This window comes from Trabulsiella odontotermitis, assembly GCF_001297775.1.
GTDB lineage: Bacteria > Pseudomonadota > Gammaproteobacteria > Enterobacterales > Enterobacteriaceae > Trabulsiella > Trabulsiella odontotermitis.
Map to the genome: position 1 here is coordinate 1 of NZ_LIFX01000014.1, position 17,749 is coordinate 17,749.

Below are 17,749 nucleotides of genomic sequence, written 5' to 3' on the forward strand. Positions count from 1 at the left end.
TGCGATGACTGGATCTGCTGGAAGAAGTCGTTGCCTTTATCATCCACCAGGATGAACGCCGGGAAATCTTCCACCTCGATTTTCCAGATAGCTTCCATCCCCAGTTCCGGGTACTCCACACACTCCAGGCTCTTAATGCTGCCCTGCGCCAGTACCGCTGCCGGACCACCGATGCTGCCAAGATAGAAACCGCCGTGCTTATGGCACGCGTCGGTCACCTGCTGGCTGCGGTTGCCTTTCGCCAGCATGATCATGCTGCCGCCTTCCGACTGAAGCTGATTCACGTAGGAATCCATCCGCCCTGCGGTGGTTGGCCCCAGCGAGCCGGAAGCATACCCTGCCGGGGTTTTGGCCGGACCGGCGTAGTAGATAGGGTGATCCTTGATGTACTGCGGCAGCCCTTCGCCTTTATCCATCCGCTCTTTCAGCTTCGCGTGGGCGATATCGCGCCCGACGATAATGGTGCCGGTCAGCGACAGGCGCGTGGATACCGGGTACTGCGACAGTTGTTTGAGGATTTCATTCATCGGGCGGTTCAGATCCACACGTACTGCTTCACCCTCGCCCGCCTTACGCAGCGCTTCCGGGATGTATTTGCCCGGATTGTCTTCCAGTTTTTCCAGCCAGATACCGTGACGGTTAATCTTCGCCTTGATGTTGCGGTCCGCCGAACAGGAAACGCCCATGCCGACCGGGCAGGAGGCGCCGTGGCGCGGCAGACGGATCACGCGGATATCATGCGCGAAATATTTACCGCCAAACTGCGCGCCGAGGCCGAGGTTCTGCGCCTCTTCCAGCAACTCTTTTTCCAGTTGTACGTCGCGGAACGCCTGGCCGTGCTCGTTACCTTCCAGCGGCAGACCGTCATAGTATTTGGTCGAGGCGAGTTTGACGGTTTTCAGCGTGGCTTCCGCCGAGGTGCCGCCAATGACAAACGCAATATGGTACGGCGGGCAGGCCGCGGTCCCCAGCGTGCGCATCTTCTCAACCAGATAGTTTTTCAGTTTACCCGGCGTCAGCAGCGCTTTGGTTTCCTGATACAGATAGGTTTTGTTGGCCGAGCCACCACCTTTGGCGATGCAGAGGAATTTGTACTCGTCGCCGTCCACGCTGTAGAGGTCAATCTGCGCCGGCAGGTTGGTGCCGGTGTTAACCTCTTTATACATGTCCAGCGCGGCGTTCTGCGAGTAACGCAGATTGTCTTCGATATAGGTGTTGTACACCCCGCGGGCCAGCGCCGCTTCATCGCCGCCGCCGGTCCAGACGCGCTGGCCTTTTTTACCGGTGATGATGGCGGTGCCGGTGTCCTGACAGGTCGGCAGAATGCCCTTCGCGGCGATTTCCGAGTTACGCAGGAACTGCAGCGCGACGTATTTGTCGTTCTCGCTGGCATCCGGGTCGTTCAGGATATCGGCGACCTGCTGCTGATGCGCCGGACGCAACATAAAAGAGGCATCGTGGAAAGCGTGTTGCGCGAGGAGCGTCAGCGCCTGCGGGTCTACTTTGAGGATCTCCTGCCCTTCAAATTCTGCGACAGAGACATAATCGGGGCTGAGGAGATAGTATTCGGTGTCATCCTTTGCCAGGGGGAAAGGATCCTGATAATGAAAGGGTTTGTTCGACATTGTTCTCTCACTGACTACCGTGGCTATTTATGATTCAGGCAAATCGTCCATTTGCCCTGTAAAAAAGCGAGCCCCAATACTTTACACAATTTTTTAACAAAAACTGAGACTAATACGACTTTTTGTCGACGCTGGTTACTTCTGCCGGGTTTATTGCTTTAATAGAAGCAGATTAACCATATGAAAACAGGGCTTGATAATGCAAAAACTCGTCAACTCAGTGCAGAACTATGCCTGGGGAAGTAAAACTGCGTTAACGGAACTCTACGGCATCGCCAACCCGAATAACCTGCCGATGGCGGAGTTATGGATGGGGGCGCACCCGAAGAGCAGCTCGCAGGTGGAAGGCGCGGACGGTAAATTGCATTCGCTGCGTGAGATTATTGATGGTGATAAAGCCGGATTGCTCGGTGAAAAAGTCGCCGCCCGCTTTGGTGAACTGCCTTTCCTGTTTAAAGTGCTGTGCGCCGCACAGCCCCTCTCGATTCAGGTTCACCCGAACAAAAAAGCCTCTGAACTGGGCTTTGCGAAAGAGAACGCCGCCGGGATCCCCCTCGACGCCGCCGAGCGTAATTATAAAGATCCCAATCATAAGCCGGAGCTGGTGTTCGCGCTGACGCCGTTCCTCGCCATGAACGCATTCCGCGAGTTTTCTGAGATAGTCTCCCTGTTGCAGCCGGTATCCGGCGCCCATCCGGCGATCGCCCACTTCCTGCAATCCCCGGACGCTGACGGGCTGCGTCAGTTATTCGCCCGTCTGCTGGAAATGCAGGGTGACGAAAAAGCACGCGCGCTGGCGGTGCTGAAAGCGGCAGTCAACAGCCAGCAGGGCGAACCCTGGCAGACCATTCGCCTGATCGCAGAGTTTTACCCTGACGACAGCGGTCTCTTCTCGCCTCTGCTGCTGAATGTGGTGAAGCTGAATCCGGGCGACGCCATGTTCCTGTTTGCCGAAACACCGCATGCCTATCTGCAAGGCGTGGCGCTGGAGGTGATGGCAAACTCAGATAATGTCCTGCGTGCCGGGTTAACGCCGAAGTACATTGATATTCCGGAGCTGGTCGCGAATGTGAAATTCGTGGCGAAGCCTGCGACGGAGTTGCTGACGCAGCCGCAGAAACAAGGGCCGGAGCTGGACTTCCCGATCCCGGTCGACGACTTTGCTTTCTCGCTGCATGACCTGTCCGCGCAGGAAACCTCGCTAACCCAGCCAAGTGCCGCTATTCTTTTCTGCGTTGAAGGCGAAGCCGTGCTGAGCAAAGGCTCACAGCGTCTGGTACTGAGACCCGGTGAATCTGCGTTTGTCAGTGCCGCCGAATCGCCGGTCGCCATCAGCGGTACCGGGCGTCTGGCGCGGGTATTTAACAAGCAAAACTAAATACTGAAATTTAGTGGCAGTATTGCTAAGCTGCTGAAGATAGCTCATTCACACAGGCGGACGGTTCCGCCTGTTTTCATATCTTATGGACATTCATTATGAAAAAAAGTCTGATCGCGGCAGGTGTCATTGTCGCTTTGGGAGTGGTATGGACAGGCGGCGCCTGGTATACCGGTAAGCAGCTCGAAACCCATATGACCGACATGCTGGCGAAAGCAAACGCGCAAATTAAACGCACGTCGTCCGCAGCAGGTCTGGAACTGGTTCATCAGAATTACCACCGCGGTCTCTTTTCAAGCCAGCTCGATCTGGTGATCAAACCTGTCGACGGCGCGACGCAAGGCTGGCTGAAGCCCGGCCAGACAATCGTCATGAAAGAGAGCATTGATCATGGTCCTTTCCCGCTGGCGGCACTGAAATCGTTTAACCTGATGCCGATGATGGCCTCTGTGAAAACGGTGCTGGTGAATAACGCGGTGACCAAACCGCTGTTTGATCTGGCGAACGGTCAGTCTTTCGTTGAGTCAGATACCCGCATCAGCTACAACGGCGACACCCGTTCCCTGATCTCCCTGAAGCCACTGAATCGCGAAGCAGGTCAGGAAAAACTGTCGCTGAGCGGCGGTGAATTTACGTTTGATGCGGATCGTGACGGCACCGCGTTTGCGCTGTCCGGCTCTGTGCCAAGCGCCTTGATCGAGACCGTTAACGAAAACGGTATGCGGGTTAAGCTGACGCTGGATAACCTCACCACCGAAGGCGCCAGCAAGGTAGCCAGTTTCGACGAGTACGTGGGTAACCAGAAAATCGCCCTTGATAAGCTGGCGATCTCGATGGAAGGCGTTGACCTCGGGCAACTGGAAGGTCTGACGGTAGAAGGCCGCGCCGATCTGGCCGCTGACGGGAAAACCGTAAACAGCCAGATTGATTACACGCTTAACAGCCTGAAGCTGAAAAATCAGGATATGGGTAGCGGTAAGCTGACACTGAAAGTGGGCAATATCGACGGGGCTATCTGGCACGAATTTAACCAGACCTATAACGCGAAAGCCCAGAAAGTGTTGCAGGAGGCAGATCTTGCGAATAATCCGGAAGCGTACCAGCAACAGGCGGCAGAAGCGCTGCTCAGCTCGTTGCCGATCCTGCTGAAAGCCGAGCCGGTGATCACCGTCGCCCCGTTGAGCTGGAAAAACAGCAAGGGTGAAGCCACCTTTAATCTGTCGCTGTTCCTGAGGGATCCGGCGAAAACCACTCAGCCGCCGCAAACGCTGGCCGGTCAGGTGGATACGGTCGTGAAAAATCTCGATACCAAACTGGTGATCCCGATGGACATGGCGACCGAGTTCATGACGCAGTCTGCGGGCCTCGAAGGCTATAAACCGGAAGATGCGGCAAAACTGGCACAGCAGCAGGTGAAAGGCCTGTCGGCGATGGGCCAGATGTTCCATCTGACTACTGAAGAAAACAACAGCATCACCTCCAGCCTGCAATACACGGCGGGACAGGTAACGCTGAACGGTCAGAAAATGTCGCTGGAAGAGTTTGTCGGCATGTTTGGCGGGGTGCTGAATTTGCAGGCACCGGATGCGCCGCAAGAGTAATGCCCAGGCCCCTCACTTGAGGGGCTTTTTATTTTCGGGTTACCAGTCGCGGCGGCATGATGTGATTGCGCAGCGTAACCTGCCCGGTCTCGATGCGTTGCAGGATGCGTTCCGCAAGACTCTGCCCCATCTCTCGCGCCGGGATAGTCACCCAGGTCAACGGCAGATCGTCCAGCGCGGCATCCGGCACTTCGGCAAATGCCGCCAGCGTGACGCGCTGCTCAAAGTAGCTTTCCACGCTGTCCTCGCCGCTCTGTTTCCCCGCCCGCATTAAACCAAACCAGGCGCCCATCGCGATCACGCTGTTGTAACACAGCACAGCGGTGATCGTCGGATACTGGCGCAATAACCCGGTCATCACCTCGGAGGCCTGTTTCTGGCTTGACTCACACTCCAGCACCCAGTCACTGTGGAACGGTAAACCGTATTTCAGCAACGTAGCACAGTAGCCTCCGACGCGTTCGGCGCGGGTCAGAGAAGAACTCTGCCCGCCGAGCCAGGCGATACGCTGATGGCCGCGACGAATCAGATGCTCAGTGATGAGTTGAGCGGCCTGCATGTTGTCAGGGCGGATAAGATCAACCTCATCGAGATAACTGGCGCGGGAAGCAAACACCAGCGGCACACCTGCTTCTTCGGCGCGATCGCGCAGTTCCGCACCGCGATCGACAGAACCGGCGATGATCACCCCGTCGACGCCCTGCGATACCAGGGTTTCAAAACGCCGCAGCATATTTTCGCCATCAGGCCCGCTCTGGGTGAGGAACACCATCTTCCCCTGCGCTTCCAGCGCTTCGGTTAGCCCCGCCGTCAGCTCCGCATAAAACGGTGCCGAGAGATCACCAACAATCAGGCCAATCACCCCCGTCTGCCCGCCGCGCAGCGACGCCGCCTGACGGTTGCGCACAAACCCCAGTTGTTCGATAGCCTGGTTAACGCGTTCCCCGGTCGCCGACGAAATTCGCCCTTTCCCGCTCAATACCAGCGATACCGTGCTGACAGACACCCCTGCCGCCAGCGCAACATCGTTAATGGTGATCTTTTTTGCGATAGCCATGTATTGCGTCTGACTCCCTTTGCCGCAGCGATAAAACGTTTTATCTATTGAAGGTCTTTATAAACGTTATTATCCACTGATTATGTGATTTCTCTCGCACTAAAATTTGATAAAACGTTTTATCTTGCCGCTTCGTTACACCACACAGCTTATTTTTATAACAAGGAGTCGTTTTATGACGGCAAAAGCAGCACCAAAAATCACTCTGTGGGAGTTTTTTCAGCAGCTTGGCAAAACGTTCATGTTGCCTGTGGCGCTGCTCTCCTTCTGCGGCATCATGTTAGGGATTGGCAGCTCATTGAGCAGCCACGACGTCACCACCCTGCTACCCTGGCTGGACACGCCATTGTTACAGGCCATTTTCATCTGGATGAGCAAAGTCGGCTCTTTTGCCTTCAGCTTTCTGCCGGTGATGTTCTGTATCGCTATCCCGCTTGGGCTGGCACGTGAAAACAAAGGCGTTGCCGCGTTTGCCGGATTTGTCGGTTATGCGGTGATGAACCTTGCGGTGAACTTCTGGCTGACAGCGAAAGGCATTCTGCCGACCACCGACGCCGCCATTCTGAAAGCCAACAATATTCAGAACGTACTGGGGATCCAGTCCATCGACACCGGCATCCTCGGTGCGGTTATCGCCGGGATCGTGGTCTGGATGCTGCACGAGCGTTTTCACACCATTCGCCTGCCGGATGCGCTGGCTTTCTTCGGCGGCACCCGCTTTGTTCCGATCGTCACTACGGTGGTGATGGGCCTGGTCGGTCTGGTGATCCCGCTGGTCTGGCCGGTCTTCGCGATGGGCATCAACGCGCTCGGTCACGTGATCAACAGCGCAGGTGATTTTGGCCCGATGATTTTCGGTACCGGCGAGCGTCTGCTGCTGCCGTTTGGCCTGCACCATATTCTGGTGGCGCTGATCCGCTTTACCGAAGCGGGCGGTACCATGGACGTGTGCGGTCACACAGTTAACGGCGCGCTGACGATTTTCCAGGCGCAACTGAGCTGCCCGGAAACCCATGGTTTTGCGGAAAGCGCCACTCGCTTCCTCTCTCAGGGTAAAATGCCGGCATTCCTCGGCGGTCTGCCGGGCGCGGCGCTGGCAATGTACCACTGTGCCCGTCCTGAAAATCGCCATAAAATTAAAGGCCTGCTGATTTCTGGCGTGATCGCCTGCGTCGTCGGCGGTACTACCGAACCGCTGGAATTCCTGTTCCTGTTTGTGGCGCCGGTGCTGTATATCATCCACGCGCTGTTGACCGGTCTGGGCTTCACCATGATGGCGATCCTCGGCGTGACCATCGGTAATACCGACGGCAACGTGATCGATTTCGTGGTCTTCGGCATCCTGCATGGGCTGTCGACCAAGTGGTATCTGGTACCTGTAGTGGCGGCTGTCTGGTTTGCGGTGTACTACGGTATCTTCCGTTTTGCCATCACCCGTTTTAATCTGAAAACGCCAGGTCGCGACATCGACACCAGCCCGGTGGAAAAAGCGGTTGCGGGCGTGACGGGCAAATCGGGCTACAATGTACCGGCCATCCTGGCGGCGCTGGGCGGTGCGGAAAACATCGTCACGCTGGACAACTGCATTACCCGCCTGCGTCTGTCGGTCAACGACATGTCAAAAGTGGATGCGGCGGCGCTGAAAGCCAACCGCGCAATTGGCGTGGTTCAGCTTAACCAGCACAATCTGCAAGTGGTGATTGGCCCGCAGGTGCAGTCAGTGAAAGATGAAATGGCCATGCTGATGAATACCGTGCAGGCATAAAACGCCCTTTCCCCCTTCGGCAAGGAGGGGGAAACTGACGCATCTGCACAACGATTAAGGACGCTCTGATGTTTGATTTCTCCACTCCCGTCGACAGGCACGGTACCTGGTGCACGCAATGGGATTACGTCGCCGACCGCTTCGGTGCCGCCGATTTGCTTCCCTTCACCATTTCCGACATGGATTTCGCCACCGCGCCGTGCATTATTGACGCCGTCAGTCAGCGTCTCGCTCACGGCGTTTTCGGCTACAGCCGCTGGAAGAACGACGAATTTCTCGGCGCTATCGCCCACTGGTATGCCAGTCGTTTTCACAGCCAGATTGACCGTGAGTCCGTCGTTTACGGGCCGTCGGTTATCTATATGGTGTCCGAGATGATCCGCCAGTGGTCCGCGCCGGGCGATGGCGTGGTGGTGAACACCCCGGCATACGATGCGTTTTATAAAGCGATTGAGGGAAACCAGCGTCGCGTGGCCGCCGTGCCGTTAATAAAAAACGGCAACGACTGGCTCTGCGATATGGATCAACTGGAGCAGGTACTGTCGCAGCCGCAGAACACGCTGCTGTTATTGTGCAGCCCGCATAACCCGACCGGCAAAGTGTGGACTCGCGAGGAACTTGATACCATCGCGACGCTGTGCGAAAAACACAACGTTCGCGTTATCAGCGATGAAATCCATATGGATATGGTGTGGAGCAGTCATCCGCACATTCCCTGGTGTGACGTGGCCCGCGGGCCGTGGGCGCTGTTTACCTCCGGCTCAAAGAGCTTCAACATTCCGGCGTTTACCGGCGCATACGGGCTGATTGGCGATGCGACCTCGCGCGATGCGTATCTGCTGGCGCTGAAAGGTCGCGACGGGCTCTCTTCGCCTTCTGTGCCGGCGATTGTCGCGCACATTGCCGCCTACCGTGATGGCGCACCCTGGCTCGACGCCCTGCGCCCATACCTGCAGGACAACATGCGCTATATCGCCCGCGAGCTGAATCAGGCATTCCCGGAACTTCGCTGGCAGCCGCCGGAATCCACCTATCTGGCGTGGATCGATCTGCGCCCGCTGAATATTGATGACCGGGCATTACAGAAGCAACTTATCGAAACGCAAAAAGTGGCGATCATGCCTGGCTACACCTACGGCGAGGAAGGCAACGGTTTTATCCGCCTCAACGCCGGGTGCCCGCGCGTGAAGCTGGAACAAGGCGTGCAACGCCTCATCGCCGCCCTGCAATCCTTCCGCTGATAATGTGCGCAACAAAACTTTTTGTTGCGCAAAATAGCTTTCTCGCCGCATTTATTTTTATAATAGTCCGCACTTTAACTAAAACGGTGCGACCATGATTGATACTAACCTTCCCCTGACCGACATTCATCGCCACCTTGATGGCAACATCCGCGCGCAAACCATTCTTGATCTTGGTCGCCAGCATAATATTGCTCTGCCTGCCGATACGCTGGACGCGCTGCGTCCGCACGTTCAGGTCACCAGCAACGAGCCCGATCTGGTCAGTTTCCTGTCCAAACTCGACTGGGGCGTAAAAGTCCTCGCCTCACTGGAAGCCTGCCGCCGCGTCGCGTATGAAAACGTGGAAGACGCCGCGCGCAACGGGCTGCATTACGTTGAGCTGCGCTTTTCACCTGGTTATATGGCGATGACCCACCAGTTACCGGTCGCCGGGGTTGTTGAAGCGGTGATCGCCGGGGTACGTGAAGGCAGTCGTGATTTCGGCGTTGACGCGCGTCTGATTGGCATCATGAGCCGGACGTTTGGCGAAACTGCCTGTCTGCAGGAACTGGACGCGCTGCTGGCGCACCGTGACGGCATTACAGCGCTGGATCTGGCGGGCGATGAGTTAGGTTTCCCTGGCAGCCTGTTCCTCAGTCATTTTAACCGTGCCCGCGATGCTGGCTGGCGGATCACCGTGCATGCCGGTGAAGCGGCTGGCCCGGAAAGTATCTGGCAGGCGATCCGTGAACTCGGTGCCGAGCGCATCGGGCATGGCGTGAAAGCGGTGGAAGATCCGGCGCTGATGGATTTCCTCGCCGAACAGCGTATTGGCATTGAGTCCTGCCTGACCTCAAACATTCAGACCAGCACGGTGCCATCACTGGCCCGTCATCCGCTGAAAACCTTCCTCGAACACGGCATTCTGGCGAGCATTAACACCGACGATCCGGCGGTTCAGGGCATCGATATCATTCATGAATATAATGTTGCTGCCCCGGCGGCCGGACTGAGTCAGGCGCAAATCCGCCAGGCGCAGATTAACGGACTGGAGAGCGCGTTCCTGTCCGCGCAGGAAAAACAGGCGTTGCGGGATCGGGTGAAAAACCGCTAAGACAAAAAAGCCGCTCTGTTGAGCGGCTTTTGCGTTATCAGGTCAGACACAGCGTGGAGCGGTGCTTCGCGGACTCAATTCCCAGCTCGATAAGCTCCATAATCTGGATAGCCTGGCTCGCCGGAACCGGATTTTCCCCGGTGCCGTTCAGCGCATCGCGAATTGCCGCATAGTACGCCGGATAATTCCCCGGCTGCGTTAACCACGTTGTTTCGATGCGTTCCTCACCGTCAACACGGGTCAGTACGCCATCGCGCGTATCATGCCCCCAGTCGTCCAGCGGCGGACGTTCGCCGTTTTTCAGCCGATCTTCCTGCGGATCAAGACCATATTTTACATAGCTTGCCCGCGAGCCGTGGATGATATAACGCGCGGTTTCGGCCGCCGCCAGCAAGGTGCCGTGCAGCACAATGCGGCGCTGTGGATAGGTCAGAATGGCGTGGAAATAGTCAGTAGACTGCGCGCCAGGGCGGAGTTGCGCCAGATCGACCGTCAGGCTGACCGGCAGACCAAACAGGTTAATCGCCTGATCGAGCAGATGCGGGCCTAAGTCATACCAGATGCCGCTACCCGGGCCGCCCATTTCGCGCCAGCGATTACGTACCTGCGGACGATAGCGGTCAAAGTGCGATTCAAAGTACGCCACTTCCCCCAGAGAGCCGTCGGCAATCAGCGCCTTCACGGTAAGGAAATCGCTGTCCCAGCGGCGGTTGTGAAACACTGACAACAGACGTCCGACACTGCGTGCCAGCGCATCTAGCTCACGCGCCTGTGACAGTGTCACGGTGAAGGGTTTGTCAACAACCACATGTTTGCCCGCTTCCAGCGCGGCTTTCGCCAGCGGGAAATGGGTGTCGTTCGGCGTGGGGATGACGATCAAATCGATAGCAGGATCGTTAAACAAATGCTTCGGCTCAGCAACGACCTTTACGTCAGGCCAGTCAGCTTTCACTTTGGCCTCATCACTGCTGGAGACGGCTGCCAGTTCCATTCCAGGTGTTCCGCTGATCAGCGGCGCATGGAATGTCTTACTGGCGTAGCCATAACCTATTAATCCGACACGGATGTTGTCACTCATGTTGCAGCCTCTCATCGATAACGTCGATCTATTTCACAACATCTGCCTTTGCCTCACAACCGAATAATTCGCACGGAAATATTTTCAGGGCTTGCATCATTACCGCGGGTGAGTAAGATTTGCCGCCTGTATTCACTTTTTCCTTAGAAATCATGTCGTCAGTATTATCTCGTATTGTAGAACTCATGGGCTGGATCACGGTGGGGGTTTGCGTTTTGTTGCTCCTTATTGCTCACCATATCGATAACTATCAGACGCCGGAACCCACGGTCGCGCTGCAAAATAAATGATTACCCTTGCGGACCGTGAGCGCGATCGCAAGGATGTAACCGGTTTCTGAAACCGGTTGCACTCATAACACTATCCTTCCTACACTGCCCTTATCTCATCGATAAGGAGTAAATCATGTCAGCATTTCCCAAACATTTCCTGTGGGGCGCCGCGACCGCCGCGTATCAGGTGGAAGGCGCGCACGACGCCGACGGTAAAGGCCCTTCCATCTGGGACCGCTTTTCCCATATTCCGGGAATGACCTACCAGAACACGAACGGCGATGTTGCGGTCGATCACTATCATCGTTTTCGGGAAGATGTCGCGCTGATGGCGGAAATGGGGCTGCAAAGTTATCGCTTTTCCATCTCCTGGCCGCGCCTGCTGCCTGCGGGTCGGGGTGAAGTGAATGAAGCGGGTGTTAAGTTTTACAGCGATCTGATCGACGCCCTGCTGGCCCACAACATTGTGCCGATGATTACGCTATACCACTGGGATCTCCCGCAGGCGTTGCAGGACGAAGGTGGCTGGGAAGCCCGTGCCACCGCCGACGCGTTTGAGGAGTATGCCCGTCTGTGCTACGCGCGGTTTGGCTCACGGGTGAAACTCTGGGCCACCTTTAATGAAACGATTGTTTTCATTGGTCACGGCTATATCACCGGCAACCATCCCCCGTCAGTAAAAGACCCTGCCCGCGCCATTCAGGCCTGTCACCACGTTTTTATTGCCCATGCGCTGGCGGTGAAAGCATTCCGTGAGATGGCGATTGATGGCGAGATTGGTTTTGTAAATGTGCTACAGCCGCATACCCCGCTGACCGATAAACAAGCTGATCGTGACGCGTCCGCGCTCGCCGACGCCATTCATACGCACTGGCTGTACGATCCGGTGTTGCTCGGCACCTATCCTGCCGGACTGCTGGCGCAGACTCAGGCGCTGTGGGGCGTCCCCCGCTTTGCGCCGGGTGACGATGCGCTGTTGCGTGAGAACCGTTGCGATTTTATCGGGCTCAATTATTACCGCCGGGAAACGGTGGTCGCGAATGAAGAGGAAACGCGGCAACAAAGTAATAACAGTGGCGAGCCTGGTAGCGGCGGCGAGTTTGGTTTCAAGGGGCTGTTTAAGTTTGTACGCAACCCGGGCGGGGTTTATACCGACTGGGACTGGGAAATCTGGCCGCAAGGATTAACCGACGGCATAATGCTGATCAAAGAAAGGTACGGTGATATTCCCATCTATATCACCGAAAACGGGTTAGGCGCAAAAGACCCGATTATTAATGGCGATATTGTCGATGATCCACGAATAGACTATCTGCGAATGCATATTAACGCGCTGGAAAAAGCGATTGATCTTGGCGCCGATGTGCGGGGTTATTTTCCATGGTCATTTATTGATTTACTGAGTTGGTTAAACGGCTATAAGAAACAATATGGCTTCGTTTATGTCGATCATAGTCAAGACCTGGTGAGAAAACGCAAAAAGAGCTTCTTCTGGTATCAGAACGTTATTGCCAGTCGTGGTGAAGAGCGTTAATCTTCCTGAGAGGGCGCCGTCCGGCGTCCGATCATCGCTCAAGAAAAATCTTAAAAATCCAGTAATGACAGGTCCGTCAGTTAAGCCGCTTGTCTTTGGGTTTTGTACCCTAAATAATAATTGAACATCATCAGAACGAGTGTTACCCCGTCAGGGATGCCACTGATATTGTCTGTTATGACCGGACTTATTTGTGGCAAATAAACGCATTATAAAAGGGATACTTTAAATTATGACCGTCCAGGATTATTTGCTCAAATTCCGTAAAATCAACTCACTTGAAAGTCTGGAAAAACTTTTTGATCATCTGAATTATTCTCTGGATGATAACCACGAGATCATCAGCATGTATCGCGCCGCCGACCATCGTCGCGCGGAACTGGTCTCTGGCGGCCGCCTGTATAATATTGGCGAAGTGCCGAAATCCGTTTGGCGTTACGTGCAATAAACTCTGTCCTCCCGGGTGCCAGTTGCTTTATACTTCTGCCCCTGCTTTGTTGCAGGCAACTGGCGCTGATTTTCAGGAGAGGTCATGTCCGAAAAAAATGCTGAACGTATTGGTGGATGGCTGCTGGCCCCACTGGCCTGGCTATTGCTGGCGCTGCTGAGCGCGTCGCTGGCGGTGGTCCTGTATGCCAATGCGCTGCTGTCTCCGCAGACGTTTACTGTGTTGCGACAACAAAGTTCGCTCAATCTGGGGCTGTGGGTGCTGTCCTGCGCTTTTGCGGCAGGAATGTGGTATTACACCCTCTGGCTGGCGATAGCCTTTTTTAAGCGTCGTCGGATTGTGCCGAAACATTATATTATCTGGTTGTTGATTTCGGTCCTGCTGGCCGTTAAAGCGTTTGCGTTTTCCCCCGTTTCAGACACACTGGCGCTGCGCCAGCTGCTGTTCCCGCTACTGGCGGCTGCCCTGATGGTGCCCTATTTTAAGCGCTCCATACGGGTAAAACGCACCTTTGTTAATCCGTAATAACCGTACAGTTTCCCTGTTGTCGCCTGTTGCCGTTTAGCGGATAATAGGCGGCTTTGTATTTTTCAGGTCGAATAATGGCTGACTATCTGCTGCTTTTTATAGGCACAGTCCTGGTAAATAACTTCGTACTGGTGAAGTTTCTCGGGCTGTGTCCATTCATGGGCGTTTCTAAAAAACTGGAAACGGCCATGGGGATGGGACTGGCGACCACTTTTGTGATGACGCTGGCGTCCGTGTGCGCCTGGCTTATCGATACCTGGATCCTGATCCCACTGAATCTTGTCTATTTGCGGACGCTGGCCTTTATTCTGGTCATCGCCGTGGTGGTACAATTCACGGAAATGGTGGTGCGCAAGACCAGCCCGGCACTGTACCGTCTGCTGGGGATTTTCCTGCCGCTGATTACCACCAACTGCGCTGTACTGGGTGTGGCGCTGCTGAATATCAACCTTGGGCATAATTTCCTGCAGTCCGCGCTGTATGGCTTTTCAGCCGCCGTCGGCTTTTCGCTGGTGATGGTGCTGTTTGCCGCCATTCGCGAGCGCCTCGTCGCCGCGGACGTGCCTGCCCCGTTTCGCGGTAACGCCATTGCGCTGATTACCGCAGGATTAATGTCTCTGGCCTTTATGGGCTTTAGTGGTCTGGTGAAGTTGTAATGAATGCTGTCTGGATAGCCGTCGCTGCAATTAGCCTGTTAGGGCTGATTTTCGGCGTCATTCTGGGATATGCCTCGCGTCGCTTTGCGGTAGAGGACGATCCTGTTGTGGAAAAAATTGAAGAAATTTTGCCACAAAGTCAGTGTGGCCAGTGCGGATACCCGGGATGCCGCCCCTACGCCGAAGCCGTAGGGATTCAGGGAGAGAAAATCAACCGCTGTGCGCCTGGTGGCGAAGCGGTGATGCTGAAAATCGCTACCCTGCTGAACGTTGAACCGCAGCCAATTGATGGCGATGAACAGGCCCTTGAGCCTGTCCGCATGCTGGCGGTGATTGATGAAAACAATTGTATCGGGTGCACCAAATGCATTCAGGCTTGCCCGGTTGACGCCATCATTGGCGCGACGCGAGCCATGCATACCGTGGTGAGCTCCCTTTGTACTGGCTGCAATCTCTGTGTCGATCCCTGCCCGACGCGCTGCATCGAGCTGCGTCCTGTCGAGACCACCACGGAGAGCTGGAAATGGAACCTGCAGACCATTCCGGTACAGATTATTCCAGTGGAACAACATGCTTAAGTTATTTTCCGCTTTCCGAAAAGAGCGAATCTGGGATTTCAACGGCGGTATTCATCCCCCGGAAATGAAAACCCAGTCCAACGGGACGCCACTGCGACAGGTTCCACTGGCGCAGCGTTTTGTCATTCCCCTGAAACAACATATCGGCGCTGAAGGTGAACTGTGCGTCAGCGTGGGCGATTACGTTCTGCGCGGTCAGCCCCTTACCCGCGGCCGGGGCCGTATGCTGCCGGTACACGCGCCGACCTCCGGCACTGTCACAGCGATTGCCCCGCACTCAACCGCGCACCCGTCAGCGCTGGCTGAACTGAGCGTGATCATTGACGCCGACGGCGAAGACCGCTGGATCGAGCGCGACGGCTGGAGTGACTATCAGAACAAATCCCGCAGCGAGTTGATCACGCGTATTCATCAGTTCGGCGTCGCCGGGTTAGGCGGCGCAGGTTTCCCGACCGGCAATAAACTGCAGGGCGGTGGCGATAAAATCGAAACGCTGATCATTAACGCGGCGGAATGTGAACCCTATATCACCGCCGATGACCGCCTGATGCAGGATTGCGCAGCGCAAATCATCGACGGCGTGCGTATCCTTGCGCATATCCTGCAACCGCGTGAAATCCTGATTGGCATTGAGGACAACAAACCGCAGGCCATTTCGATGATGCGGGCGGTGCTGGCAGGTTCACACGACATCAGTCTGCGCGTGGTTCCGACCAAATACCCGTCCGGCGGCGCCAAACAGCTGACGCAAATTCTGACCGGTAAACAGGTCCCGCATGGCGGTCGTTCCTCCGACATTGGCGTGCTGATGCAAAACGTCGGGACGGCCTATGCTGTTAAACGCGCCATTATTGACGGCGAACCACTGACAGAACGCGTTGTCACCCTCACTGGTGAAGCGGTCTCCCGCCCGGGCAACGTCTGGGCGCGTCTCGGTACGCCCGTTCGTCATCTGCTGGATAACGCCGGTTTTTGCGCTGGCAGTGAACAACTGGTGATCATGGGCGGGCCGCTGATGGGCTTTACCCTGCCGTGGCTCGATGTGCCGGTGGTGAAAATCACCAACTGTCTGCTGGCCCCGTCGGCAACGGAAATGGGCGAGCCACAGGAAGAGAAAAGCTGCATCCGCTGCAGCGCCTGCGCGGACGCCTGCCCGGCGGATCTGCTGCCGCAACAGCTGTACTGGTTCAGTAAAGGCCAGCAGCATGATAAAGCCACCGCGCATCATCTTTCTGACTGTATCGAATGCGGTGCCTGTGCGTGGGTGTGCCCGAGCAACATTCCATTGGTGCAGTACTTCCGTCAGGAAAAAGCGGAAATCCGCGCCATTGCAGACGAAGAAAAACGCGCGGCAGAAGCTAAAGCACGCTTCGAAGCACGTCAGGCGCGTCTCGAACGTGAAAAACTGGCGCGTCAGGCACGGCATAAAGAATCCGCTGCACAGCCAGCGAAAACCGATCAGGCCGCCATTGCGGCGGCGCTGGCGCGGGTGCGCGAGAAAAAACAGCAGGCAACCGAAACGCTGGTGATCAAAGCAGGAACGCAGCCGGACAACAGCGACGTCATTGCTGCCCGCGAAGCGCGTAAAGCGCAGGCCCGCGCACGCCAGGCGGAAAAAGTGCAGAGTGACGGCGCCCCGTCAGCACCAGTAGATCCACGCAAAGCCGCGGTTGAAGCGGCTATCGCCCGCGCCAAAGCGCGCAAAGCGGAACAACAAGACGCACCAGCCGCCCCCGCGGAAAGTGAAGATCCACGCAAAGCCGCTATCGCCGCAGCCATTGCGCGCGCGCAGGCAAAGAAAGCTGCTCAGAAAGTCGCGACAGAGGAATAAATGGTATTCAGAATCGCAAGCTCCCCGTATACCCATAACCAGCGTCAGACCTCACACATCATGATGCTGGTGCTGCTGGCGACGGTTCCTGGTATTGCTGTACAGAGCTGGTTTTTCGGCTGGGGGACACTGATACAACTCCTCATCGCTGTTGTGACGGCGCTGGTTGCTGAAGCGGCGGTATTACGTTTACGTAAACAACAGATTGGCGCGACGCTCTCCGATAACGCCGCCCTGCTGACCGGCGTGCTGCTGGCCATCAGTATTCCGCCATTCGCCCCGTGGTGGATGGTCGTGCTGGGAACCGCGTTTGCCATCATCATCGCCAAACAACTGTATGGCGGGCTGGGTCATAACCCGTTTAACCCGGCGATGATTGGTTATGTGGTGTTGCTGATTTCCTTCCCGGTACAGATGACGTCATGGCTGCCGCCACACAGCATTGCCGCCACAACACCGGATCTGCTGGACGCGGTGCAGATTATTTTCACCGGCCATACGTCGTCCGGGCATGACATGAACAGTCTGCGGATGGGCATCGACGGGATCAGCCAGGCCACACCGCTCGACAACTTTAAAACCTCTCTGCGTGCCGGACACAGTGTTGAGCAGGTTCTGCAGATGCCGATTTACGGCGGCGCCCTGGCGGGCATTGGCTGGCAGTGGGTGAACCTCGCGTATCTGGCGGGGGGGCTGCTGTTGCTGTGGAAGAAAACCATCCGCTGGCACATTCCGGTCAGTTTTCTGCTGAGCCTCGCCATCTGTTCGACGCTGGGCTGGCTGTTCTCCCCGGAAACGCTCGCCTCGCCGCAGATGCACCTGCTTTCCGGCGCGACCATGCTCGGCGCGTTCTTTATTCTGACCGATCCGGTTACCGCCTCCACCACCGATCGCGGTCGTCTGATTTTCGGTGCGCTGGCTGGTCTGCTGGTGTGGCTGATCCGCAGCTTTGGCGGCTATCCTGATGGTGTTGCCTTCGCCACGCTGCTGGCGAACATTACTGTTCCGCTGATTGATTACTACACGCGTCCGCGTGTTTACGGACACCGTTGAGGAACCCT

The 17,749-nt window shown here is 56.1% G+C and carries 16 protein-coding genes; 13 read left to right on the forward strand and 3 right to left on the reverse strand.

The genetic code is table 11. The features are described from left to right. On the reverse strand, positions 1–1,625 hold a 1,625-nt coding region (fumA, locus tag AOY23_RS18415; protein ID WP_054181317.1), incomplete at its 3' end, for a class I fumarate hydratase FumA. Positions 1,626–1,824: 199 nt separating this feature from the next. Here fumA and manA point away from each other — a divergent pair. Beyond that, a complete protein-coding gene (gene manA, locus AOY23_RS18420; RefSeq protein WP_054180750.1) occupies positions 1,825–3,003 on the forward strand; it encodes a mannose-6-phosphate isomerase in 1,179 nt (392 codons plus the stop codon). 98 nt (positions 3,004–3,101) lie between these two features. Beyond that, on the forward strand, positions 3,102–4,604 hold the full coding sequence (locus AOY23_RS18425) for a YdgA family protein (RefSeq protein WP_054180751.1): 1,503 nt from the start codon (positions 3,102–3,104) through the stop codon (positions 4,602–4,604). Positions 4,605–4,632: 28 nt separating this feature from the next. Here the strand turns inward: AOY23_RS18425 and AOY23_RS18430 are convergent, their stop codons facing one another. After that, entirely contained in the window at positions 4,633–5,661 is a 1,029-nt protein-coding gene (locus AOY23_RS18430; RefSeq protein WP_054180752.1) for a Mal regulon transcriptional regulator MalI, read from the reverse strand. 175 nt (positions 5,662–5,836) lie between these two features. Here AOY23_RS18430 and malX point away from each other — a divergent pair, with 175 nt between their 5' ends. From malX to add, 3 genes are all read left to right on the forward strand, one after another. Then, complete coding sequence (gene malX, locus AOY23_RS18435) at positions 5,837–7,426, forward strand: maltose/glucose-specific PTS transporter subunit IIBC (protein ID WP_054180753.1); 1,590 nt, start codon at positions 5,837–5,839, stop codon at positions 7,424–7,426. A gap of 68 nt (positions 7,427–7,494) precedes the next feature. Continuing rightward, entirely contained in the window at positions 7,495–8,667 is a 1,173-nt protein-coding gene (locus AOY23_RS18440) for a MalY/PatB family protein (protein ID WP_054180754.1), read from the forward strand. A 94-nt stretch (positions 8,668–8,761) separates the two neighbouring features. Beyond that, the gene (gene add / locus AOY23_RS18445; protein WP_054180755.1) at positions 8,762–9,763 is read left to right on the forward strand and encodes an adenosine deaminase; all 1,002 of its coding nucleotides are present in this window, start codon (positions 8,762–8,764) and stop codon (positions 9,761–9,763) included. Between the two features lie 37 nt (positions 9,764–9,800). On the opposite strand, the gene AOY23_RS18450 is transcribed toward add, so the two are convergent. Next, entirely contained in the window at positions 9,801–10,841 is a 1,041-nt protein-coding gene (locus AOY23_RS18450; protein WP_054180756.1) for an oxidoreductase, read from the reverse strand. A 152-nt stretch (positions 10,842–10,993) separates the two neighbouring features. Between AOY23_RS18450 and blr the strand changes: the two genes are divergently transcribed. From blr to rsxD, 8 genes are all read left to right on the forward strand, one after another. Further along, positions 10,994–11,131, forward strand: a complete 138-nt coding sequence (blr, locus tag AOY23_RS22080; RefSeq protein WP_072171055.1) for a division septum protein Blr — start codon at positions 10,994–10,996, stop codon at positions 11,129–11,131. 115 nt (positions 11,132–11,246) lie between these two features. Beyond that, positions 11,247–12,647, forward strand: a complete 1,401-nt coding sequence (locus tag AOY23_RS18455) for a GH1 family beta-glucosidase (protein ID WP_054180757.1) — start codon at positions 11,247–11,249, stop codon at positions 12,645–12,647. 232 nt (positions 12,648–12,879) lie between these two features. After that, positions 12,880–13,095: a transcription modulator YdgT gene (gene ydgT / locus AOY23_RS18460; protein ID WP_049850128.1), complete on the forward strand. Its 216-nt coding sequence runs from the start codon at positions 12,880–12,882 to the stop codon at positions 13,093–13,095. An 84-nt stretch (positions 13,096–13,179) separates the two neighbouring features. Beyond that, the gene (locus tag AOY23_RS18465; protein ID WP_054180758.1) at positions 13,180–13,620 is read left to right on the forward strand and encodes a DUF2569 domain-containing protein; all 441 of its coding nucleotides are present in this window, start codon (positions 13,180–13,182) and stop codon (positions 13,618–13,620) included. Between the two features lie 77 nt (positions 13,621–13,697). Then, on the forward strand, positions 13,698–14,279 hold the full coding sequence (gene rsxA, locus AOY23_RS18470; protein WP_054180759.1) for an electron transport complex subunit RsxA: 582 nt from the start codon (positions 13,698–13,700) through the stop codon (positions 14,277–14,279). Further along, complete coding sequence (gene rsxB, locus AOY23_RS18475; RefSeq protein ID WP_054180760.1) at positions 14,279–14,857, forward strand: electron transport complex subunit RsxB; 579 nt, start codon at positions 14,279–14,281, stop codon at positions 14,855–14,857. The genes rsxA and rsxB overlap by 1 nt, the downstream gene beginning before the upstream one ends. Further along, the gene (gene rsxC / locus AOY23_RS18480) at positions 14,850–16,688 is read left to right on the forward strand and encodes an electron transport complex subunit RsxC (protein WP_054180761.1); all 1,839 of its coding nucleotides are present in this window, start codon (positions 14,850–14,852) and stop codon (positions 16,686–16,688) included. Before rsxB ends, rsxC begins: the two co-directional genes overlap by 8 nt. Continuing rightward, complete coding sequence (gene rsxD, locus AOY23_RS18485; RefSeq protein ID WP_054180762.1) at positions 16,689–17,741, forward strand: electron transport complex subunit RsxD; 1,053 nt, start codon at positions 16,689–16,691, stop codon at positions 17,739–17,741. It abuts the gene before it with no gap. The last annotated feature ends 8 nt before the right edge of the window (positions 17,742–17,749 follow it).